The 21,253-nt window shown below is 71.4% G+C and carries 20 protein-coding genes; 5 read left to right on the forward strand and 15 right to left on the reverse strand.

The features are described 5' to 3' along the window. The first annotated feature begins 48 nt into the window (after positions 1-48). Complete coding sequence (locus NGF19_RS17965) at positions 49-402, forward strand: VOC family protein (RefSeq protein WP_252425963.1); 354 nt, start codon at positions 49-51, stop codon at positions 400-402. A 219-nt stretch (positions 403-621) separates the two neighbouring features. Here NGF19_RS17965 and NGF19_RS17970 read toward each other — a convergent pair whose 3' ends face one another. The 3 genes from NGF19_RS17970 to NGF19_RS17980 all read right to left on the reverse strand — a co-directional run bounded on the left by NGF19_RS17970 (position 622) and on the right by NGF19_RS17980 (position 2,046). Further along, positions 622-1,167 carry a GNAT family N-acetyltransferase gene (locus NGF19_RS17970; protein ID WP_252425964.1) on the reverse strand — a complete coding sequence of 182 codons (546 nt, stop codon included), beginning with the start codon at positions 1,165-1,167 and terminating at the stop codon, positions 622-624. A gap of 24 nt (positions 1,168-1,191) precedes the next feature. Continuing rightward, positions 1,192-1,431: a LapA family protein gene (locus NGF19_RS17975; protein WP_252425965.1), complete on the reverse strand. Its 240-nt coding sequence runs from the start codon at positions 1,429-1,431 to the stop codon at positions 1,192-1,194. Between the two features lie 66 nt (positions 1,432-1,497). Next, positions 1,498-2,046, reverse strand: a complete 549-nt coding sequence (locus tag NGF19_RS17980) for a hypothetical protein (RefSeq protein ID WP_252425966.1) — start codon at positions 2,044-2,046, stop codon at positions 1,498-1,500. A gap of 104 nt (positions 2,047-2,150) precedes the next feature. Between NGF19_RS17980 and NGF19_RS17985 the strand changes: the two genes are divergently transcribed. Then, entirely contained in the window at positions 2,151-3,041 is an 891-nt protein-coding gene (locus tag NGF19_RS17985; protein ID WP_252426019.1) for a hypothetical protein, read from the forward strand. A gap of 18 nt (positions 3,042-3,059) precedes the next feature. Here the strand turns inward: NGF19_RS17985 and NGF19_RS17990 are convergent, their stop codons facing one another. The 7 genes from NGF19_RS17990 to NGF19_RS18020 all read right to left on the reverse strand — a co-directional run bounded on the left by NGF19_RS17990 (position 3,060) and on the right by NGF19_RS18020 (position 11,036). Then, on the reverse strand, positions 3,060-3,440 hold the full coding sequence (locus NGF19_RS17990; RefSeq protein ID WP_252425967.1) for a hypothetical protein: 381 nt from the start codon (positions 3,438-3,440) through the stop codon (positions 3,060-3,062). A 294-nt stretch (positions 3,441-3,734) separates the two neighbouring features. Continuing rightward, positions 3,735-4,661: a S66 peptidase family protein gene (locus NGF19_RS17995; protein WP_252425968.1), complete on the reverse strand. Its 927-nt coding sequence runs from the start codon at positions 4,659-4,661 to the stop codon at positions 3,735-3,737. Beyond that, positions 4,658-6,631, reverse strand: coding sequence for a dipeptidyl-peptidase 5 (locus tag NGF19_RS18000; RefSeq protein WP_252425969.1), 1,974 nt, complete (start codon positions 6,629-6,631; stop codon positions 4,658-4,660). The genes NGF19_RS17995 and NGF19_RS18000 overlap by 4 nt, the downstream gene beginning before the upstream one ends. A 22-nt stretch (positions 6,632-6,653) precedes the next feature. Continuing rightward, a complete protein-coding gene (locus tag NGF19_RS18005; protein ID WP_252425970.1) occupies positions 6,654-7,967 on the reverse strand; it encodes a M20/M25/M40 family metallo-hydrolase in 1,314 nt (437 codons plus the stop codon). Continuing rightward, positions 7,960-8,793, reverse strand: a complete 834-nt coding sequence (locus NGF19_RS18010; RefSeq protein WP_252425971.1) for a M55 family metallopeptidase — start codon at positions 8,791-8,793, stop codon at positions 7,960-7,962. The genes NGF19_RS18005 and NGF19_RS18010 overlap by 8 nt, the downstream gene beginning before the upstream one ends. 162 nt (positions 8,794-8,955) lie before the next feature. Beyond that, entirely contained in the window at positions 8,956-9,987 is a 1,032-nt protein-coding gene (locus NGF19_RS18015; protein WP_252425972.1) for a cation diffusion facilitator family transporter, read from the reverse strand. Between the two features lie 146 nt (positions 9,988-10,133). Then, a complete protein-coding gene (locus tag NGF19_RS18020; protein WP_252425973.1) occupies positions 10,134-11,036 on the reverse strand; it encodes a sugar phosphate isomerase/epimerase family protein in 903 nt (300 codons plus the stop codon). Between the two features lie 229 nt (positions 11,037-11,265). On the opposite strand from NGF19_RS18020, the gene NGF19_RS30715 reads away from it, so the two are divergent. From NGF19_RS30715 to NGF19_RS18035, 3 genes are all read left to right on the forward strand, one after another. Next, positions 11,266-11,817 carry a hypothetical protein gene (locus tag NGF19_RS30715; RefSeq protein WP_289735468.1) on the forward strand — a complete coding sequence of 184 codons (552 nt, stop codon included), beginning with the start codon at positions 11,266-11,268 and terminating at the stop codon, positions 11,815-11,817. Positions 11,818-12,071: 254 nt separating this feature from the next. After that, a complete protein-coding gene (gene iolC, locus NGF19_RS18030; protein ID WP_252425974.1) occupies positions 12,072-13,028 on the forward strand; it encodes a 5-dehydro-2-deoxygluconokinase in 957 nt (318 codons plus the stop codon). A gap of 67 nt (positions 13,029-13,095) precedes the next feature. Further along, on the forward strand, positions 13,096-13,974 hold the full coding sequence (locus NGF19_RS18035) for a Cgl0159 family (beta/alpha)8-fold protein (protein ID WP_252425975.1): 879 nt from the start codon (positions 13,096-13,098) through the stop codon (positions 13,972-13,974). Positions 13,975-13,976: 2 nt separating this feature from the next. Here the strand turns inward: NGF19_RS18035 and NGF19_RS18040 are convergent, their stop codons facing one another. The 5 genes from NGF19_RS18040 to NGF19_RS18060 all read right to left on the reverse strand — a co-directional run bounded on the left by NGF19_RS18040 (position 13,977) and on the right by NGF19_RS18060 (position 21,023). Further along, on the reverse strand, positions 13,977-14,474 hold the full coding sequence (locus tag NGF19_RS18040; protein ID WP_252425976.1) for a GNAT family N-acetyltransferase: 498 nt from the start codon (positions 14,472-14,474) through the stop codon (positions 13,977-13,979). 24 nt (positions 14,475-14,498) lie between these two features. Beyond that, positions 14,499-15,245, reverse strand: coding sequence for a class I SAM-dependent methyltransferase (locus NGF19_RS18045; protein WP_252425977.1), 747 nt, complete (start codon positions 15,243-15,245; stop codon positions 14,499-14,501). Next, the gene (locus tag NGF19_RS18050; protein WP_252425978.1) at positions 15,242-17,740 is read right to left on the reverse strand and encodes an ATP-binding SpoIIE family protein phosphatase; all 2,499 of its coding nucleotides are present in this window, start codon (positions 17,738-17,740) and stop codon (positions 15,242-15,244) included. The genes NGF19_RS18045 and NGF19_RS18050 overlap by 4 nt, the downstream gene beginning before the upstream one ends. Positions 17,741-17,917: 177 nt before the next feature. Continuing rightward, the gene (locus tag NGF19_RS18055) at positions 17,918-20,296 is read right to left on the reverse strand and encodes an MFS transporter (RefSeq protein ID WP_289735497.1); all 2,379 of its coding nucleotides are present in this window, start codon (positions 20,294-20,296) and stop codon (positions 17,918-17,920) included. Positions 20,297-20,579: 283 nt separating this feature from the next. Next, positions 20,580-21,023, reverse strand: a complete 444-nt coding sequence (locus NGF19_RS18060; RefSeq protein WP_252425980.1) for an SRPBCC family protein — start codon at positions 21,021-21,023, stop codon at positions 20,580-20,582. Positions 21,024-21,253 lie beyond the last annotated feature (230 nt).

The following is a 21,253-nucleotide window of genomic DNA, read 5'->3' on the forward strand; positions in this document are numbered from 1 at the left end:
CGGCCGAAACGATCACGTCCGCACCGAGCCCCAACTAGGCTGTTCCGTATGGAAATTCTGGGAGCCACGCTACGGATCTGCGTCGACGACCTGGAGGCTTCGGTCGCGTTCTACGAGAGACTGGCGGGCGGCCGTGCCCAGCGCTTCGAGCGGGGCGGCGTCTCGGTCGCCGCGGTCGGCTGCTTCCTGCTGATGAGCGGTCCCGAGGCGGAGATCGAGGTCCTGCGCAAGGTCACGGCGACGATCGCGGTGAAGGACGTCGAGGAGACCCAGCGCGTCCTCACCGACTCGGGCGCCCGGGTCCTGGCGGGCCCGATGGCGACACCGGCCGGCCGCAACCTGATCGCACTGCACCCGGACGGTTCGGTGTACGAGTACGCGGACCGCGGGCCGACGGCGTAGCGACTCCGGGGGGCGGGCGGCGAGCAGGGCCGGCTGCGGCACCGGGCTCGGGGTACACGCGGACCTGGTAGCGGAGCTGCACTGCCGCGAGCGAGGCGCCGACGATCCCGCCGAGGCTGTACGCGGCGTGGAAGCCGAGCATGCGACAACCGCCGCACGTCCCTCACGCGCCGCACGTCCCTCACGCGCCGCACGTCCCTCACGCGCCCTTGCGCACCCTCACGCCCCGACCATCTCGGCGGTGATGGCCCACCGTTCATGGTCCCGCCACGCGCCATCGATGAAGATCATGTCCGGCGAGAACCCCTCCAGCCGGAAGCCGCCGCGGCGGGCAAGGGCGATCGAACCGGCGTTGCCGGGCTGCACGTTGATCTCCAGCCGGTGCAGCCCCATCGGCCCGAAGGCGTAGCGCACCACGAGATCGAGCGCCTCGGACATCAGCCCGCGCCCCACGGCGTGCGCGAAGGCGCCGTATCCGAGGGCCCCGCAACGGAAGCCGCCCTCCACGATGTTGTTGATGTTGATGAACCCGGCGAGGGCACCGCTGTCCTTCTCGCACACCAGGAATCCGGCCTTCGTCGGATCCTCGATGAGCCGCCTGGTGTACGCGGCGTAGGCCTGGGGGTCGGCGGGCGGGAACAGCCACGGACGGTGCAGTTCCTCGCTCTCCCGCACCCGCGCGACGAACTCTGCTTCGTCCTCGTACGTGAAGGGACGGACCCCCACGCGGGGCCCCTCGGCGAGATATCCATGAGTCTCCGGCACCCGGCCACCGTACGTGAACCGAGGTCAGCCGCGCCGACTCATCACCAGAGCCCCGCACAGCGCCCCGATCACCCCCGTGCCCAGCAGCGCCAGCCACAGCGGCATGGTGACCGTGGCCACGAGCAGCCGGATCCGGGTGTGCTGGGTGTTCTCGAAGACGAAGGCCAGCACGAGCGCGGCCAGCGCCAGCCCGGCGATCCTGCGCGGTGTCACCCACGGCAACCGCCCCTGGCGCGCTTCACCGCTGGGGGTCCTCGCTCTCATACGCCCAGCATGGACGGCCACCGGGCCCGCCGCCCGACCGGCGGGGGCCGGACGGGTGAGCCGCCCTCACGCCGAGGGATGCTCCCGTACGGGGATGCCGGGCGCGAAGTGGGCGACGGCCACGACCAGCCGTTCCTTGTCCAAACGCCACCCGGACACCGCCCGCGAGGCGAACGCCACGTCCTCGGGCACCGACACGAGTCGCCGCACGACGGCACGGGCCTTCGGACCGTCCCCAGGGAGTGCGGGAGCGCCCTCGCGCCGGACGAGCCCCACATAGGGCAAGGTGGCGACACCCGTGCTCTGCCGCCAGAGCACGAAGCCCGTGATGTCACCCCAGGGCACATGGACGGTGGTGGCCCTGTACCGAGCGGCATTCCCACCGAGAAGCACACCTGTCCCGTCCACCCGGAACGCGACCTTGTGACTCATGGCCGTGTACGCCATGAGCGCCCCGCCCCCACCGAACAGAGCCAGCCCCAGAACCCGCAGGAACAGCGGAACCCCAGGAAGCAACAGGACCACGCTGAAGAAGACACTGCCCACAACGACCCACCCGGTCTTACGGTCCCAGCCGTACCGCACCTCGTACACGGGTGACACGTCGTCGACCATACCGAAAGCATGCCGCCAACTACCCACTACGGAAAGGCTTCTGACCGACCTGCCATCATGTCGGGACCATGTCCGCCCGCCCGCGAGGTGATCTCTTGAGGAAGGTGGCACTGCGTCCCCACGCACTGTTGCCTCGGCAGTACGACCACCGGAAGGTCCTGGCGACCACAGTGGACGCCTGGGGCAGGGCCCTCTGGCTGATCTGCCCCGACGCGGAACTCACACCACGTCCGCGCACAAGGCCCTCTCCAACGCCCCGCCGCTACCCCTACGACGCGCTGCTCGTCACCGCCGAGGGTGGTGCCGTGCGAGAACAGACCCTGCACGCGGTGACCATGCGGGTCATCCACCTTGATGCGTTGCCCAACGGGCGGTTCATCCTGCACGGGTACGATCCCGGGCGAGAGCCCGATAGGCGGAACGCGCAGATATACGGCCGAGACGGCCGACGCCGACGTTCCTTCGTGATGGGGGACGCGGTCGAGTTCATGATGGCGGACCGGCGGAACCACGTCTGGAGCGCCTACTTCGACGAGGGTGTCTACGCCGACCCCATCAGTTGCGCCGGTCTGGTGCGCTGGGACAGCGGGGGACGCCAGGAATGGAGATACGCCGCTCCCGAGGGAGTCGAGTACATCGACACGGTCTACGCCCTCAACGTCGACGACGGTGTGGCCTGGGCCGGCTACTACCCGACCTTCCCGCTTCTGGAGGTCCGTACGAACGGGCCGACCCGCATCCGGAAGTCGCCCGTAGCCGCCCCCAGCGGCATGGCCGTACACGGGGAGGACATCGTCATGCTCGGCGGCGACCGGCGACACGACCGCCTTCACCACTGCCGGTTGACGGAAGACGAGGTCCTGCTGGTCGAAGAAGCACAGCTCACCCTCCCGGACGGTGCACCACTCAAGCAGTACGCACCGCCTGTCGGACGGGGGCGGCATCTGTACGTGCGGGGCGCCTCGTCCAGGCAGTGGTTCGTGCTCAGCGCATAGACCGCCGTCCGCCGCGAGCTACCAGATCAGCACGCCGCCCGCGACGGCCTTCGCTCGCTCGGCGGCGTCCTCGATGTTCTTCAGGCGTTGGGAGATCTGCTGGACGTGCGTCGCGTGCGACTGTGTCGAATCGGCGGCCGGGGTCACGTGTTCGAGGTTGCGGCGGATCAGTGCGCATTCGCCGAGGAACTCGTCCACCTCGTCCGGTGCCACCGTGACCAACTCGCCGGTGGCCAGGGCCGGGAAGAACCTCGCGCCCAGTGCGCGCACGGCGTCGGAGCCCCACACGGTGGTGCGCCAGCTCTCGAAGCCCGCGAGGTCGGACGCGCTCGCCGGGACATCGAGCACGCGCATCTGGTCGTCCTCACCGACGACGTACACATCCACGCACAGACTCATGCCCTCAGTCGACCACGGCCGCGAACCGCGGGTCCACACGGTTTCGCCCGCCGATGGCGCGGTTCGCGGTGCTCGTCGATGATGGTGCCCCCGCCATGCCGGACGGCTTCCCTGTCGTGCCGAACGAAGGGGCTCGAGTGATGGTCTATGCCGTACACCACTGCACCGAACGGCATGCCCGCCGCGATCCACAGGCCCCCCGTCCGGTAGCCACCGGACGTGCATGTGTGTGACATGCGCGCACAGTAGCCGACCGGGGGGCGGGCAGGTCCGGGGCGACGCCCCGAGGTCACCTCATGCCAGCGCCGGTGCCTCCAGGGTCAACGTCCCTGCCTCCGTGTCCAGTTCGGCCGCGACACCGAACGGGATCGTCAGTGCGTCCGGGCCGTGTCCGAACCCGAACTCCTCCACGACCGGTACGCCCAGGACACCGAGGCGGTCGCTGAGGACGGGACGCAGTTCCTCGTAGGGCCCGCAGCCCTCCCAGGAGCCCAGTGCGATCCCGGCGACTCCCTCCAGCCGGCCGGACCGCAGGAGTTGGGTGAGGAGCCGGTCGATCCGGAACGGCTCCTCACCTACGTCCTCGATCATCAACAGCCCACCCCGGGCGCCGGATCGGGCGTGCGGCGTGCCGAGTTCGGACGCGAGCAGGCTCAGACAGCCGCCGAGGGTGACACCCCGGACGCGGCCGGGCACGAGCGTCATGGCGGTGGAGGAGGTGATGGTGCGCACCGACTCCGGCGCGAACAGCGTTGCCCGCAGGTGCGCTTGGGCCCGTGCGCTCTTGAGGAAGTCGGCGCCCGCCGCCATCGGCCCGTGCAGGGTGACCAGGCCGAGGCGGTTCGCGAACGCCTCGTGCAATGCGGTGACGTCGCTGAAGCCGACCAGCGCCTTCGGCCCGGCGGCCCGCAGCGCGTCCCAGTCGAGCAGGTCCACCATGCGCTGGGCGCCGTAACCGCCCCGGGCGCACAGCACCGCGGACACGTCCGGGTCGCACCAGGCGGCCTGGAAGTCGGCGGCCCGGTCGGCGTCGTTCCCCGCGAGGTACGCCAAGTCGGGGTGCGCGTCGAGGACATGCGGCGGCGCGACGGGGTCCAGGTCCCAGCCGCGCAGGATGTCGAGCCCGGCGGCGAGGCGCTGCTCGGGTATGGGCCCGCTGGTCGCGACGATGGCCACGCGGGCACCGGGCGCGAGCCGGGGCGGCCTGGTGAGCGGTCTCACTTGTTGAGCTCCAGAGTGGGGATGCCGGGCACGTTCAGGCCGAACGCCTGGGCGTACAGGGAGAGTTCGGCCTCCAGTGCGCGCACCATCGTGTCGGCGCGGCGGAAGCCGTGCCCCTCGCCCTCGAAGGCGAGGTACGCGTGCGGGATCCCGCGCCCGTCGAGCCGGGCCAGGAACCGCTCGCACTGGGCGGGCGGGCAGATGGGGTCGTCGAGTCCCTGCAGCAGCAGGAAGGGCGCGGTGATGCGGTCCGCCTGCTCCATGGGCGAGCGTTCGACGTAGCGCTCGGGGACCTCGGCGTGCGGTCCGACGAGGCTCTCCAGATAGTGCGACTCGAAGTCGTGGGTCTCCTCCGCGCCCCAGTTGGCCAGGTCGAGCACGGGGTAGATGATCGTGCCGCAGGCGTACACGTCGGTCGTCGTCAGGGACGCCGCGGTGGTCCAGCCGCCCGCGCTGCCGCCGCGTACGGCGAGCCGGTCGCGGTCGGCGGTGCCCTCGTCGGCGAGGGCGAGCGCGACGGCCGCGCAGTCCTCGACGTCGACCACGCCCCACCGTTCGCGCAGCCGGTTGCGGTACTCCCGCCCGTACCCGGTCGAGCCCCCGTAGTTCACCTCGGCGACGCCGATGCCGCGTGAGGTGAAGTAGGCGATCTCCAGGTCGAGGACGAGCGGGGAGCGGCTGGTGGGGCCACCGTGGGCCCACACCACGTACGGCGGCAACTCGCCCTCGGGCGCGGTGTGGTCGGGGTGGCGCGGCGGGTAGATGTGCGCGTGGATCTCACGGCCGTCGGGGCCGGTGAAGGTACGGATCCGCGGCTGCGGGTAGTACGCGGGGTCCACCGGGTCCTGGTGCGCGGCGCCGATCACCCGGGCGCGCCCGGTGCGGGAGTCGAGTTCGACCACTTCGTACGCGCGGTGCGCACCGGCGCCGACGCCGAGGATCCGGCTGCCGTGCACGGCGAGCGTGGCCGCGAACTCGGTCCAGGGCCCGGCGGTGTCGACGACCTCGCCGCGATCCGGGCAGAGCACCCCGAGACGGCCCGCGCCCTTGCCGTGCACGACGGCGATCAGCCCGTTCTCCAGCGGCGCGAACCAGCGCTGCCCGACCCGCCACAGGGGCCCGCCGAACTCCTCCTCGCGGGGGCACAGCGGCACGCCGTCGCGGTAGAGGTTCCACCAGCCGGTGCGGTCACTGACGTACAACAGGCCGCCGTCCGGGGCCCATTCGGCCTGGGGGACGGACTCGTCGGGGCCTCCGGCGACCGTGCGCAGCTCCCGGAACGTCCCGTCGTCGGTCACCTCGGCGACGATCAACTCGGTGCCGTCCCACGGCATGCGGGGGTGGTCCCAGGCGATCCAGGCGGCGCGTCGGCCGTCCGGCGAGAGCCGGGGTCCGGTGACGAACCGGTGGCGGGCCTCGGTCAGTTCACGCAGGGCGTCGCGGTCCTCGGCCGCCGAGCCGTCCAGAGGTACGGAGACGGCCACGCGCCGTACGTCACCGGGCTTGTCCCCGGTGAACTCCTCCAGCACGCACCACACTTCACCCCGGTCGAGGTGCAACTGCGGGTCGACCCAGCGCAGTCCGCCGCCCACCGACGAGAGCGGGGTGAGCGGGCGCGGCTCGGCGCCGGGCGCGTCGGGCTCGTACGCGTACAGCCGCCCGTCCGCGAAGTGCGCGAACACCACGAGCGGTCCCTCGGGGCGCATCACCCCGGCCCAGGGCAGGCCGCCGTACTCCATGACCCGGCTGCGCACGTTCCACGGCGCGGGCAGCACCGACCGCGGTGTGCCGTCCGCCGTGCGTCGTACGAGCGCGCGGCGCCCGCCCTCGGTGGGGCGCGGCTCGGTCCACCACGCCTCGTCACCGACGAAGCCCACCGCGTCCGGCTGCCCGTCGTGTGCGGCGGCGAGCGCCGCGTCGATCGGCGAAGGCCACGCCCCGTACTCCAGGGTCTGCTCCAACTCCCCCACTCCTCTTCTCAGGCCGTGCGCATCAGGCGGTGCGCAGAAAGCGGTCGAGGACGCGGACGCCGAAGTGCAGCGCCTCGACCGGGACGCGCTCGTCCACACCGTGGAAGAGCGCCTGGTAGTCGAAGCCCTCCGGGAGCTTCAGCGGGGCGAACCCGTACCCGGTGATGCCCAGGCGCGAGAACTGCTTGGCGTCCGTGCCGCCGGACATGCAGTACGGCACGACATGTCCCTCGGGCGCGAACTCCTCCACGGCCGCACGCATCCTGGCATACGTCGGCGAGTCGACGGGAGCCTGGAGAGCCGGCTCGCGATGGTCGAACTCCCAATCCACATCGGGGCCGGTGAGTTCGTCCAGGGTCGTGGTGAACTCGTCCTCGCCGCCGGGCAGGTAGCGTCCGTCGACATAGGCGACGGCCTCCCCCGGGATGACGTTGACCTTGTAACCGGCGTTCAGCATGGTCGGGTTGGCGCTGTTGCGGACCGTGGGCCGGACGAGCGCGGCAGCCGGGCCGAGCTTGCGCAGCAGGCCGTCGACGGCGTCGGGGCTGCCGAGGTCGGCGTCGAGGCCGTACAGCGCGGCGAGTTCGGTGAGCGCGGCGCGTACGGTCGGGGTGAGCCGGATCGGCCACTCGTGGGCGCCGATACGGGCGACGGCCGCGGCGAGCCGGGTGACCGCGTTGGCGCGGTTGACCTTGGAGCCGTGTCCGGCCCGGCCGTGCGCGGTGAGCTTGAGCCAGCCGGTGCCGCGTTCGCCCGCCGCGATCGGGTAGATCTGCCGGCCGTCTCCGTCGTGGAAGGTGAACGCCCCGGACTCGCTGACGCCTTCCGTGCAGCCCTCGAAGAGGTCCGCGTGCCGGTCGGCGAGGAAGCCGGAGCCGTCCGCCGCGCTGGCCTCCTCGTCGGCGGTGAACGCGATGACGACGTCGCGTCGTGGCCGCAGGCCCGAGCGCGCCCAGTGCCGGACGACCGCGAGGATCATCGCGTCCATGTTCTTCATGTCGATCGCGCCGCGGCCCCAGACGACCCCGTCGCGGATCTCACCGGAGAAGGGGTGCACGCTCCAGTCCGCGGCCTGGGCGGGCACCACGTCGAGGTGGCCGTGGACGAGCAGCGCGTCGGCGGACGGGTCGGTGCCCTCGATACGGGCGACGACGTTGGTCCGCCCGGTGGTGCGTTCCAGGAGCGTGGGTTCGAGGCCCGCCCCGGCCAGTTGCTCGGCGGCGTACTCGGCGGCGGGGCGCTCCTGGCAGTCGCCGCCGCCGCGGTTGGTGGTGTCGATGCGGATGAGGTCGGAGGTGAACCGGACGACCTCGTCGAGTGCCTGCTGGTCAGCCATACTGCTCCTCCAGCGCGGCCGAGGCGATCGTGGTGACCGCCTTGAAGGTACGGATGCCTTCGTACATGGTCGCGTGCGTGTACGCCACCTTCCGCTCGCCGACGCGGTGCACGCCCGGCACGACGGTGGCGGCCATCGCGAGATGCTCGGCGTCGAACTCCACCGCCACGGTGAACGGGCCGTCGTCCAGGGGCTCTTGGCGTACCGCCAGGGCGGCGGCCTCCTTGGCGGCGGCGCGGATGTCGGCGGCGGTCCTGGCCGGGGTGCGGCACACGGCCGCGTACCGGGAGACATGGTCCTTGACGGCGACCTTGAGCGCCTCGGGCGCGTATCCGAGCGCGTCCTCGCAGGCCACGTCGTCGCCCGTGACGAGGACGACGGGGACTCCGTACTCGGCGACGACATGCGCGTTCAGCAGGCCCTCGCTCGCGCGTACGTCGTTCACCCACACCCCGGTGATGGAGTTGGCGAGGTAGGTGTGTGCGAGGACGCCCTCCATACCGGCGCCCGCGTGGTAGCCGACGAACGCGATGCCGTCCACGTCGCCGTGCTGCACGCCCTCGACCATGGAGAGGGACTTGTGGCGGCCGGTGATCATCTGCGCCCGCTCGTCCAGGTCCTCCAGGAGCAGATTGCGCATGGTCGAGTGGGCCTCGTTGATCAGCACCTCGTCGGCGCCACCGTCGAAGAACCCGAGCACGGCGGCGTTCACGTCCGAGGTGAACATCGCCCGGCACCGCTCCCACTCGGGTCTCCCGGGCATCACGTCGGCCGGCCAGGTGACTCCGGTGGCGCCCTCCATGTCGGCGCTGATGAGGATCTTCATGCGGCTCCGTCCTCTCGGGGTCGAGGAGCCCGAGGCGGCCCGCCGACAGGAGTAGTTGACATCAGTTCCCCTGTTGTCGGCAACGCCTTCCTGTCCCTGAAGGCGTTGCCGGGAGCGGGAGTCAGAGACCGGGAGTCAGGGAGCGAGAGTCAGGACCGGTAGTCAGCGGTCCGTCGGTCCCGGACGGTAGACGGGGCCGTGGGCGTCGTCGCAGTGCTCGGCGGAGCCCAGCGGTGAGGCGGAGATCCGGAGCAGGTCCCCGGCCTCGGTGTCCTCGCCGACATGGTCGACCTGGAGGGTGGTGTGGGTGATGCCGTAGCCGTCGCGCAGGACTCGCTCCAGATGGCGGCGTACGGAGTGGCAGTCGCCGTCCGCCTCGACCAGGACATGGGCCGACAGGGCGGCCTGTCCGGAGGTGATCTGCCAGACGTGCAGGTCGTGCACCTCGACGATCTCCGGCTGGGCGACGAGCCGGTCCCCCAGCGCCTCGGGGTCCATGCCGACGGGCGCGGCCTCCAGGAAGATACGGCCCGAGTCGCGCAGCAGCCCGTAGGCGGCCTTCACCATCAGCGCGACCACGACGAGCGTGGCGATGGCGTCGGCGCGCTGGAAGCCCGTGAGGACGATGACGAGGGCGGCGACCGCGGTGCCGATGAAGGCGAACAGGTCGGTCAGGATGTGCTGGTAGGCGCCCTCGATGTTCAGGGAGGTGCGGTTGGCCTTCGCGATGCACGCGGCGGCGGCCATGTTGACGACGATGCCGACCAGCGCGGTCACCAGCATCAGTCCGCCGCGGACCTCGGGTGGCGAGATGAGCCGCTCCACGGCCTCGACGGCGAGCCAGGCACCGAGCAGCAGCAGGGTGAGGCCGTTGACCTGGGCGGAGAGGATCTCCGCGCGTTTGAGCCCGTAGGTGAAGCCGCCGGCGGCCGGGCGGGCGGCGAGCCGCATCGCGATCAGCGCCAGCACGATGGCGGCGGCGTCGGTGAGCATGTGCGCCGCGTCGGAGAGCAGCGCCAGGGAACCGGCGATGACACCGACGACCACTTCGACCGCCATGAACGCCGTGATCAGCCCGAGCGCGATCCCCAGCCAGCGGCGGTCGGCGTCGGCCGACACCCCGTGGGCGTGGGCGTGGCCGTCAGGCCCATGGCCATGCCCGTGCCCGTGCCCGTGCGCGTGGTCGCTCGTCATCGTCCGCTGCCCCCTTGCCTCGGGTGTCCGAACCGCAGTGAAACGCATCGACCGGGGAATCACCAAAGACTGCATCGGTGACCGTTGTCATCTCCGTTAACACCCGCTCTGACCTGCGCAAACACTCAGAAGGGCCCGCGCGTCGCTCAGGCTCCGCAGGAGCGGAGGAACGCGCGGGTACGGACGGCGATCGGCAGCGGCTTGCCCGGCGGGCAGGGGTACATGTCCTGCTCGACGATGGCGAACAGATCGACGCCGAGCCCCTGCGCGGCGGCGAGGACCGGTTCCAGCGCGGGCACACCGGTCGGCGGCTCGCACATCACGCCACGCCGCACGGCGGGGCCGAACGGCACCCCGTTCGCGACGACGTCGGCGAGGATCTCGGGGTCGACCTGCTTGAGGTGCAGGTAGCCGATGCGCTCGCCGTAGGTCTCGATGAGCTTGACGGAGTCGCCCCCGCAGTAGGCGTAGTGACCGGTGTCCAAGCAGAGGCCGACCAGGTCGGAGTCCGTCGCGTCGAGGAAGCGTTCGACGTGCTTCTCGGTGTCGATATGGGTGTCGGCGTGCGGGTGGACGACGATGCCGAGACCGTACGTCTCCCTGACGGCCCGCCCGAGCCGCTCCATGCCCCGGGTGAGCCGGGTCCACTGCTCGGTGGTCAGCTCCGGGGGCTCGATGATCTCGGCGGTCTTGTCGTCCCGCCAGAAGGAGGGGATGACCACGAGGTGCTCGGCGCCCATGGCCCGGGCGAGCGAGGCGACCCGGCCGACCTGCTCCCAGGTGGACTCCCACACCGCCGGTCCGCGGTGCAGCGCGGTGAAGACCGTGCCCGCCGACACCTTCAGGTTCCGCCGGTCCACCTCGTCGGCGAGTCGTGCGGGATCGGTCGGGAGGTAGCCGTACGGGCCCAGCTCGATCCAGGAGTAGCCGGCCTCGGCGACCTCGTCCAGGAAGCGTTCCCAGGGCACCTGCCGCGCGTCGTCGGCGAACCAGACACCCCAGGAGTCCGGGGCCGAGCCGACCCGAATGCGGTCCAGGACAGTGCTCATGTCAGGAGGTCCCTTCGGTGGATGCCGCCATGGGTGCCCGCACGCCCGCCGAGTCTCGCACGAAGCGGGCGGCGGTTGATGGCTCGTTACCCCGGAGACCGACCGGGTGATCCTCCCGTGAGGAATGAGTCGTTTCATACTATTTACTTACGATATGTCAACAATGGGCCCTGTCCGTGGTCACTGAGTCTGTTCGTGATCACTCCGAGTTCGCGAGAAAGGTTCTCTGGTGAGCCGTAGAACGATCCGCAGTTCACGCGTGAGGTCCGCCACCCTGGTGTCGGCGGGCGCAGTTGCCGTAGCACTCAACGTCGTCCCGAGCACGACAGCCGTCGCCGACGCGATCCACAGGTCGGGCGCCGACAGCGCCGTGGCACTGCCCGGCCCGAAAGGGGCCGTGAGCCTCCCGGTCGGGGGCGGCGGCGACCACGACAAGGACCACGGCCGCAAGGGCAAACAGGGGCCGCAGGGGCCGCAGGGCACCACGGGTCCGCAAGGCCCTCAGGGACTGCAAGGCGTCCAGGGCCCACAGGGCGCACCGGGGTTCGCTACCGTCTACACCGTGGTCGGGCCGGCGGGATCGCAGTCGATCGCGAATTGCAACCCCGGCGATGTGGCCGTCGGTGGCGGATACCGCGAAACCTCCTCACTCCCCGTCTCCATCAAGGCGAGCCGTCCTCTCCCCGGCACCCAGGGCAGCTCTACCACCGGCTGGCAGGCCGTTGCCACGCCGGGTGCCCATATCGTCGCCTACGCCGTCTGCACCACCCGAACCGCGTGAGCGGCGACGGTCCGATACCGACTCTGTGCCCCGCGCGCAGGCCGCGAGCGACGGTGCCCCCGAGGATTCCTCCTCGCGGGCACCGTCGCTCATGGACGCGCGTCGCCATGACATCGCCTCAGCATCAGGTCCGAATGTAAGCACAAACCCTTGACAGGGAAGCGCCCCGCGGCCTACACCTGGGAGGCATCCGGGCCCGGACACCGGTCTTCCGGGCGGCCGTCGGCCTGTATCCCGTACGAGGAGCGACGCGCATGCCTGAGCCCGCCGAACGGTTCGACCTCATCGCCATGGGGCGCCTCGGAGTGGACCTCTACCCCTTGCAGACCGGCGTGCCGCTCCCCCAGGTCGAGTCGTTCGGGAAGTTCCTCGGCGGTTCGGCCGCCAATGTCGCGGTGGCCGCCGCGCGGCTCGGCCGGTCCACCGCGCTGATCAGCCGGACCGGCAACGACCCCTTCGGCGCCTATCTCCACCAAGCGCTCAAGGAGTTCGGGGTGGACGACCGGTTCGTCACGCCCGTGGACGCCTTCCCGACCCCGATCACGTTCTGCGAGATCTTCCCGCCGGACGACTTCCCGCTCTACTTCTACCGGCTGCCCAAGGCCCCCGATCTCGAGATCCACACCGCGGAGTTGGACCTTCGTGCCATCCGCTCCGCCCGCGTCTTCTGGGTCACGGGCACCGGCCTGAGCGACGAGCCCAGCCGCTCGGCCACGCTCGCCGCCCTCGCGGCCCGGGGCAGGTCCGGCATCACCGTGTTCGACCTCGACTGGCGCCCGATGTTCTGGCAGGACCCCGCGACCGCGCCCGCGTACTACGCCGAGGCGCTGCGCCACGCCACCGTGGCCGTGGGCAACCTCGCCGAGTGCGAGATCGCCACCGGGGGCCGCGAACCCCGCGCCTGCGCCGAGGCGTTGCTGGCGGCGGGCGTGGAACTCGCGGTCGTCAAGCAGGGCCCGCACGGGGTGCTCGCCCTGCACCGCGACGGTAGAACCGCCGAGGTGCCGCCCGTGCCCGTGGAGGTCGTCAACGGGCTCGGCGCAGGGGACGCGTTCGGCGGCTCGCTCTGCCACGGGCTGCTCGCCGAGCGGCCGTTGGAGCAGATCATGCGTCACGCCAACGCGGCGGGCGCGCTCGTCGCCTCCCGACTCGCCTGCTCCACCGCGATGCCGACCGAGTCGGAGATCGCCGCCCTCCTTGCACGCGCTTGACCGGCCCGGTCCACCAGGAACCCTGCTCGCGCGGGCGACCCCTGCCATCCCGTGAACGGAGCCTGTCTTGCGCATCAGCATCCGCGACCTCGTCACCCTGCGCGCCCGCACTCCGCAGGCCATCGCCGAAGCCGCCGCCCGACGCGTCCGCCGCCCGCTGATCGGTGCCGGCGGACGCCTCATGATCGTGGCCGCCGACCATCCCGCGCGGGGCGCGCTCGCCGTCGGCGACCGCCAACTGGCCATGGCCGACCGGGCCGACCTCCTGGAACGCCTGTGTGTCGCGCTGTCCCGGCCCGGCGTGGACGGCGTCCTCGCCACCGCCGACATCCTGGAGGACCTGCTGCTCCTCGGCGTGCTGAACGACAAGGTCGTCCTCGGGTCCATGAACCGCGGTGGCCTCGCCGGGGCTTCCTTCGAACTGGACGACCGCTTCACCGGCCTGCGCGCCGAGGACATCGAGCGGCTGCGCTTCGACGCCGGGAAGCTGCTGCTGCGGATCGACTACGACAACCCGGGCTCCCTGCGCACCCTGGAGTCGACTGCGCGGGCCGTCAACGAGATGGCCGCGCGCCGACTGCCGCTGTTCATCGAGCCGTTCATAGTGCAGCGCGTCGACGGCAGGGTACGCAACGACCTGAGCGCCGAGGCCGTCGCCCGGTCCATCGCCATCGCCTCGGGCCTGGGCGGCACCTCCGCCTACACCTGGCTCAAGCTGCCTGTCACCGACGACCCCGACGACATGGCCGAGGCGCTGAAGGCCTCGACCCTGCCCGTGGTCCTCCTCGGCGGCGAGGCCCACGGAGACCAGCAGGGCGTCTACGAGAAGTGGCGCAAGGCCCTCCAACTGCCCACCGTGCAGGGCATGGTGGCAGGCAGGGCACTGCTGTACCCCGCCGAGGGCAGCGTGGAGACGGCGGTGGACACCGCGGTCGGACTGCTCTGACGCTACGTCAGTTCCTGGGCGGTGAGCCGACGCCGGTAGCGCACGCCGGGCTGTCCTCCGACCAAGGTCTCCTCCACTGCGGTGAACGCGTTGTGCAGGAGTACGGCCGTGGAGGCCGGGTTGTCGAGCGCGGCCATCGCTGTCAGCTCCCGGAGGCCGTACTCCGTGGCGGCGACCCGGCAGACCTCCCCCACCATGGCCGTCGCCACGCCCCGTCCGGTGGCGTGCTCACCGATCCGGTAACCGAGTTCAGCGCGTCCCGCCACGACGTCCACGAGGTTGACGCGGCCGATCAACTCGCCCTGGTCGTCGAGCACCACGTGGAAGTGGCACAGGCCCGCTTCCTGTTCGGCGAGCCGGGCACGGAGCATGGAGGCGAACTCGGCGAAGTAGGCGTCACCGCGATCGGGCACGGACCGTGCGAAGTATTCCCGGTTCTCGCGTTCGAAGACCAACAGGGCGGGTCCATGGTCGGCCCGCAGCCGCTCCAGCCGTGTCATGCCGCAGAGCGTACTCCCGGATGATCACGCGGGGGCGCCCTGAGGACGGTGGGGTGTGCCCGCGACGATCCACTGCGACGGCAGATCGATACGGGTGCCGTCGGCCCGGTACTCCGTGAGGGCCAGCGGCAGTTCACCCCGCGCCAGGACCGTGAGGCCCGCCGCGCGCAGATACTCCGGCACCGCCGCGTCCGCCACATCGCCGGGGGCGATGCCGTGCCGGAAGACCGGGGCGAGCTTGGCCGGTGGGCCCTCCGGGCGCAGCGCCAGATCCCTGAGCATCCGCCCGGCCTCCTCGGCGAGTTCGACGAGGAAGACCCGGCCGCGCTCCCCCACCAGGGTCGCGAGGCCGTCGACGAGCGGCTGCCGGTCATCGGGTTCACACTGGTGGAGGACGCCGCGCATATAGACGTTGGCGTCGCCGAGTTCGGCGTGCAGCGCTGCCGCCTCGCTCTTCTCGGCCGCGTCCATCAGGCGGTATCCGGCCCGGCCCGCGGGGTCGGCGCGCCGGGCGTGGTCCAGGGCCGCCGAGGACAGGTCGGCGCCGAGGACGCGGGGGAAGCGGTCGGCGAGGAAGCGGGTCTGTGTGCCGTTCCCGCAGCCCAGGTCCAGCAAGGGCAGACCGGGATCGGTCAACAGCGGCTCGAACAGGGCGAGATGAACCGCCGAGGTCAGCTTCGGCTCGGCGTCCCACACGACGGCCCCCGGCTCGTCGGGCGCCTCGTGCCAGAAGCTCTCCCAGGCCTGCTTGTACCGACTCGTCACGCTCATGCCCGACTCCCCCGGGGTGCGACCGCGGCGCGGGGCAGGGTCAGCGCGAACCACACCGTCTTGCCGCCGCCGGTACGGCTGGTCCCCCACTCGCGGGCCAGCGTGCTCACCACGCGCAGCCCGCGTCCGTACTCGTCGTCCGGGCGCGCGTCGAGCAGCGTGGGCAGGGTCTGGTCGTCGTCCTCGACCTCGCAGAGCAGCGTGTCACAGCGCACCAGGCGCAGTTCGAGCCGATGGCTGTGGGTGTGCGTCACGGCGTTGGTCACCAACTCGCTGACCATCAGCTCGGCATGCGCGACGAGTGCGTCAAGTCCCCACGTGTGGAGCTGTTCACGGACGGCCGCACGGGCTCGGCCCACCTCGACGGGGTCCGGCGTGAGCCGCCACACGGCGACGTCCTCGGGCTCGATGCCGCTCAACCGGGCCATCAACAGGGCCACATCGTCCTTGCGGCCACCGCGGGTGTTGAGGGCGCGGATGATCGTGTCGCAGGCGTCGTCCATGGAGGCCGCGGGGTGGGCGGCGGACTCGCACAGCGTGGCGAGCCCCACCCCGATGTCCTCGCCCCGCACCTCCACCAGGCCGTCGGTGCACATCACCAGCCGGTCACCGGGCGCGACGGGCACGCGTACCGACGCGAAGGGCACACCGCCGACGCCGATCGGCGCTCCCGTGGGCAGGTCGAGCAGTTCGCTGCGCCCGTCCTCGGCGCGCACGATCACCGGGGGGACATGGCCCGCGTTGGCGAGGTGGAGTTCGCTCGCGATCGGGTCGTAGACGGCGTAGAGGCAGGTCGCGAGATAGGTGTCGCCGAGTCGCTGCGCCAAGTCGTCGAGGCTGCGGAGGAGTTGGGCGGGCGGCAGGTCGAGGGCCGCCATGGTGCGTACGGCCGTGCGCAACTGGCCCATCATCGCGGCGGAGTTGAGGCCGTGCCCCATCACGTCGCCGACGACCAGGGCGGTACGGGCGCCGGGCAGTCGCACGGAGTCGAACCAGTCGCCGCCGACCCGGCCGAGCAGGGTGCCCGGCAGATAGCGGGTGGCGATGTCACAGCCGGCCATCCGGGGCTCGATCCGCGGCAGCATGCTGTCCTGGAGCGTCTCCGCGACGTTCTCCTGGTACGTGTACATGCGCGCGTTGTCGAGCACGAGACCCGCGCGGGCGGCGAGTTCGGCGCCGGTGACCCGGTCCATGTCGTTGAACTCGACGCGCTCGGGGTGGCGCAGCAGGATCATGAACCCGAGCACCACGTTGCGTGCCTTCAGGGGCACGACCAGCATCGAGCGGTTGCTGATGAGCGGCCGGATGTCGCGCTTCTCGAACTGCGCGGCGATCACGTGTCCCATCTCCTCGCTGATGCGCGGTACGAGGACGGGGTCACCGCTGGTCATGCACTGGAAGAAGGGTGTGTGCGCGGGGAACGGCATGGCCTCGCCGACCGGTACGACATCGTCCCAGCGGCCCGGCTCGTCGGTGTGCTCGACGGCGACGCGGTGCCACAGGGTCGTCGTGTCGGGGACGCCTTCGGGGAACCCCTCACCGGCGAGGACCTGTTCCCGCAGATACGTACCGGCCACGTCGGTGAACCGGGGCACGACGGCCCTGCTGACCTCGATGATGGTCCGCGCCAGATCGAGGGAGGTGCCGATCCGGCCGCTGACCTCGTTGAGGAACTCCAGGCGCTCGCGCACCGCGACGTACTCGAGGTCCTCGCCCTCGTCCTCGGTGTCCTGCGGCATCGCCAGGCCCGCCGCCGCGGCGCGCGCCGCCCGCTCCCGGCGCGCCCGGCGTTCCACGCGCCGGGGCACACCCCAGTCCGGCGTGACTGGCACCCGGTCGCTCCGGCTGAACTCCAGGACGGGGTAGCCCAGTTCGAGGACCTGCTCGACGATGCGGGAGCTCTCGCCGACGCTCATGCTGGGCAGGATCTCGGGCAACCGGCGGGCGAGTTCGTCGGCGCCGGGGAAGTCGGTGTGCCGGGCGAAGCCGGGGGCGATGCGCTCGACCGAGGCGCCGTCGTCCCGAGGGTGCGGCGCGTCCGCGTCGGCGGCCAGCACCAGCAGCCGCTCCGGGCCCGGCCCCACCAACGGGTAGGCCCACCACAGTACTTCGCCTCTTCCCCGCTCCTCGGACGGCGGACGTTCCGTCCGTCCCGGCGACGAGAGGTGGGCGCGGCCCGCGGCCGGGTAGGACAACTCCCCTTCCAGCGAGGGCTCCAGACCGGGGCCGAGGCCGTCGTGCGCCCCGTAGGGCCCGTCCTCGCCCTCCTCGGGCAGGGCGCCGGAGACGGGCAGCAGATCTGCCGCGGGCAGGCCGACCGCGTCCTGCCGGGCGATGCCGAACAACTGCCGTGCGCCCCGGCTCCAGTGGGAGACCAGGCCGTCGCGGTCCACCACGACCACGGCGAGCGGGAGACGCCCGGACGCGGCGCCTTCCGTCGCGCCGTCGTCGGCCGGGAGACCGGGGAGCGCGCCCGTCATGGTGCCATCGTCCATGGCCCAGGCCCCTATCTCCCCGCGTCCGCAAGATCCGTACCGCACCACCACGGTACGGCCCCGGCAGGTCGCGATGTGTGGCATTACGCGAATTACCCCACGCGGGCGACGCCGATGCCGCACACTGGCCGTTGGCCCTACGGACAGCCCTCGGGCGAGCCCGACAGCCTCCCCTTCTCAGTCCTCGTGTCCGAGCTGCAAGTCCCGTTCCGTGCGGCCCCCTCCGGCGACCTGGAGCACCGTCGCCACCGGCGGGTATCCGGCCGCGATCACGGTGTACTCACCGGAGGACAGGTCGACGAACCGGAACGTGCCGTCCGCGCCCGTGGTGAGCGTGTCGACGACGTTGCCCGCGGCGTCGAGAAGCGTCACGCGCGCGTCCTCGACGGGCCGCCCGTCCCCGGCGCGCACGGTGCCGCGCAGCACCGCGCCGCCCGCGAGTTCGACGTCCTGCCGGGTCTCGCGCGAGGCCTGTACGGAGACGGGCAGGGCGGCCGGGCGGAACGCGGGCGCGCTGGCCGCGAGGGTGTACTCCCCGGCCACCAACTCGCCGATGACATAGCCGCCTTCGCGCCCGCTGCGGGTGCTCGCGACCACCTCGCCGTGCACGTTGGTGAGCGTGACGGCGGCATCGCGCACCGGTGTGCCGTCGGCCGTGAGCACGCTTCCCGCGAGGCGTCCGGCGCCGCCGAGCACGACGTCCAGTTCGACCGCGCGCTCCCCGACGGTCACCGAGACCGCCTGGGGCTGGTGGCCACCGGCCGCGGCGATCAGGACGTACGACCCGGATCCGGGCGTGGACAGCGCGTACCGTCCGTCGTCGCCGCTCGCGCCCCGTCCGATCTGCTGTCCCGCCACGTCGATGAGCGTGAGGGCGGCGCGCGGGACGACGGTGCCGTCGGGGTGCTGGACCGTGCCGCACACGGGGACTCCGGCGGCGTAGGGCGTGCGCGCGCGGGGGACCTGGGCCGTGAGCGGGGTCGGCTCGCCGGGCGTTGCGGTGAGCGGCGACTCGGCGGAGGCGTTGTGGGACACCAGTGGTTTCTCCTTGAGGAAGAAGGCGATGAGCAGGCCGAGGACGAGCACCGGCACGAGGTAGAGGAAGATCCGCGGCATGGCGTCCGCGTAGGCGTCGACGTACGCGCGGCGCAGGGCCGGGGGCAGTGCGTGGACCAACTGCGGGGTGATGGACTGGGCGTCGGGCAGTTCGGCGCCGGAGGGGAGGCGGTCCCGCAGGGCGTCGGAGAGCCGGTTCGCGAACAGGGTGCCGAAGACGGCGGCCCCGACGCTGCCACCGATCTGCCGGAAGTAGTTGTTGGCGCTGGTCGCGGCGCCGAGGTCGGCGGGGCGCGCGGAGTTCTGCACGGCGAGGATCAGGACGGGCATCACCATGCCGATCCCGGTGCCGAGCACGGCCATCCAGATGCTGTACGCCAGCCGCGAGGTGTCCACGTCGAGCCGGGACAGCAGCCACATGCCGACGGCGGACACGGCGCTGCCGAGGACGGGATAGACCCGGTAGTGGCCGGTCGTGCTGACGAGTTGACCGCAGACGACCGAGGCGCCGACGACCCCGGCCATCATCGGCAGCATCAGCAGCCCGGACTCGGTGGCGCTCGCTCCGTCGACCATCTGGAGGAAGGTGGGCAGGTAACTGGCCGCTCCGAACAGGGCGATGCCGACGACCAGCCCCACCAGCGCGGTGACGTTGAAGATCGAGTCCCTGAACAGCCGCAGGGGGATGAGGGGTTCGGCGGCGAACCCCTCGGCGATCAGGAAGAGGACGCTCGCGAGGACGGCGCCCGCGCCCAGTCCCAGGATGACGCGCGAGTCCCAGGCGTACTCGATGCCGCCCCAACTCGTCAGCAGAACCAGACACGTCGAGGCGGCGGCCAGCAGGAGCGTGCCGAGCACGTCGAGGCGGGCCTTCACGGTGGGCTTCGGGAGCTTCAGCACGACGGCGACGACGGCGAGGGTGATCAGGCCGAAGGGCACGTTGATGTAGAAGCACCAGCGCCAGGAGAGATGGTCGGTGAAATAGCCGCCGAGGAGGGGCCCGGCCACGGAGGCGAGGCCGAAGGAGGCACCGATCAGGCCCATGTAGCGACCGCGTTCGCGGGGCGGGACGATGTCCGCGATGATCGCCTGTACGCCGATCATGAGGCCGCCCGCGCCGACGCCCTGGAGGGCGCGGAAGGCGATCAACTGGTCCATGCTCTGCGCCCGCCCGGCGAGCGCGGAGCCGATGACGAAGACGGCGATCGCGAACTGGAAGACGCCCTTGCGGCCGAAGAGGTCGCCGCACTTGCCATAGACCGGCAGGCCCACGGTGGAGGTCAGCAGATAGGCGGTGATCGCCCAGGACATCCGCTCCAGACCGTGCAGTTCACCGACGATCTTCGGGAGCGCGGTGGCCACGATCATCTGGTCGAGTGCGGCGAGCAGCAGCGCGAGCATCAGCCCGAAGAAGACCAGACGCACCCGGCGCGGGCCGAGCGCCGTCGGTTGTTCGGTGGCGACCGGCTCCTTCGGCGTCCCCGGGACTGCGGGCGGCATGACCCGCTCGCCGTCCACGTCCACCACCGTCGTCACGCCCACGGACCGCTCCCCTCGTCGCGATTGCGCGGTCCAATTTCTCGCACCGCGCGACGCGTTCGAGCGGGACGAGTCGGCCTCGGGGCGGGCCTCGTCCGGGTATCCGCCGGTCGGAGCCCTGCGGTGGACGACCTGACTGCACTGAAAACCACTCGAAACGGTGAGCGTGATATTCAGCCGGATGACTGACGTACTGCGCTCCGGGGGCTCGGATCGCCGGATCCGCGCCCCCGTCGCGCGCGGGTTACTTCTCCACCTCGGTGGCGAGCTTGGCGAGCAGCGCGTCGTAGATGCGGGCGAGGCCCTTGGGGGCGAAGGTCCGCTCGAAGAAGCCGCCGATGCCGCCGGCCCCCTTCCAGGTGGTGGTGACGGTGACGCGCGAGCGGCCCTCGCCGGCCGGGGTGACCTGCCAGGTGGTGACCATGGAGGAGTTGCGGTCCTGCTCGACGAGTTCGCCGGAGGTCGGCTCGCTCACCTCGAAGAGGCAGTCACGGACGCGCTTGCTGGTGGCCTGGAGCTTCCAGTGCACGAGGGTGCCCTCGCCGTCGCCGCCCTCGCGCACCTCGTACTCGCTGAACTGCTCGGGCAGCAGCTTCGGGCGGGTGTCCCGGTAGTCGGCGAGCGCGTCGAACACCGTCTCCGCGTCCGCCGCGATGGTCCGCTCCGTCGTGGCCTCGACCTGCGCCATGACTGCCTCTTTCTGTCCGTGGGGTGGGGTGGCGCCATCCCATCACACCTCGGTCCACGCTCCGTGACGGGCATACGCGCGCGAGCGCCGTCCTCGGCCGCCGCCCGGAGAACGCGCGTCGTACGTGAAGGCGTTGACGGGACATCAGTTCTCCCTCCTGTGAGGGAACGCGCGGTGCATCCGAGCGCTTCGCGCGACCCGATCGGGTCAAGTGCTACCTGAACACGTTC

The sequence above is a fragment of the Streptomyces macrolidinus genome (genome assembly GCF_023887685.1).
Taxonomy (GTDB): Bacteria; Actinomycetota; Actinomycetes; order Streptomycetales; family Streptomycetaceae; genus Streptomyces; species Streptomyces macrolidinus.

Coding starts and splice junctions, on each gene's coding strand:
- NGF19_RS18055 (WP_289735497.1), bottom strand. CDS start 20,296: ATGCCGCCCGCAGTCCCGGGGACGCCGAAGGAGCCGGTCGCCACCGAA.
- NGF19_RS18040 (WP_252425976.1), bottom strand. CDS start 14,474: ATGACACGGCTGGAGCGGCTGCGGGCCGACCATGGACCCGCCCTGTTG.
- NGF19_RS17980 (WP_252425966.1), bottom strand. CDS start 2,046: ATGGTCGACGACGTGTCACCCGTGTACGAGGTGCGGTACGGCTGGGAC.
- NGF19_RS18005 (WP_252425970.1), bottom strand. CDS start 7,967: ATGGCTGACCAGCAGGCACTCGACGAGGTCGTCCGGTTCACCTCCGAC.
- NGF19_RS18060 (WP_252425980.1), bottom strand. CDS start 21,023: ATGGCGCAGGTCGAGGCCACGACGGAGCGGACCATCGCGGCGGACGCG.
- iolC (WP_252425974.1), top strand. CDS start 12,072: ATGCCTGAGCCCGCCGAACGGTTCGACCTCATCGCCATGGGGCGCCTC.
- NGF19_RS17965 (WP_252425963.1), top strand. CDS start 49: ATGGAAATTCTGGGAGCCACGCTACGGATCTGCGTCGACGACCTGGAG.
- NGF19_RS18015 (WP_252425972.1), bottom strand. CDS start 9,987: ATGACGAGCGACCACGCGCACGGGCACGGGCACGGGCATGGCCATGGG.
- NGF19_RS17990 (WP_252425967.1), bottom strand. CDS start 3,440: ATGAGTCTGTGCGTGGATGTGTACGTCGTCGGTGAGGACGACCAGATG.
- NGF19_RS18020 (WP_252425973.1), bottom strand. CDS start 11,036: ATGAGCACTGTCCTGGACCGCATTCGGGTCGGCTCGGCCCCGGACTCC.
- NGF19_RS18045 (WP_252425977.1), bottom strand. CDS start 15,245: ATGAGCGTGACGAGTCGGTACAAGCAGGCCTGGGAGAGCTTCTGGCAC.
- NGF19_RS18010 (WP_252425971.1), bottom strand. CDS start 8,793: ATGAAGATCCTCATCAGCGCCGACATGGAGGGCGCCACCGGAGTCACC.
- NGF19_RS17975 (WP_252425965.1), bottom strand. CDS start 1,431: ATGAGAGCGAGGACCCCCAGCGGTGAAGCGCGCCAGGGGCGGTTGCCG.
- NGF19_RS18050 (WP_252425978.1), bottom strand. CDS start 17,740: ATGGACGATGGCACCATGACGGGCGCGCTCCCCGGTCTCCCGGCCGAC.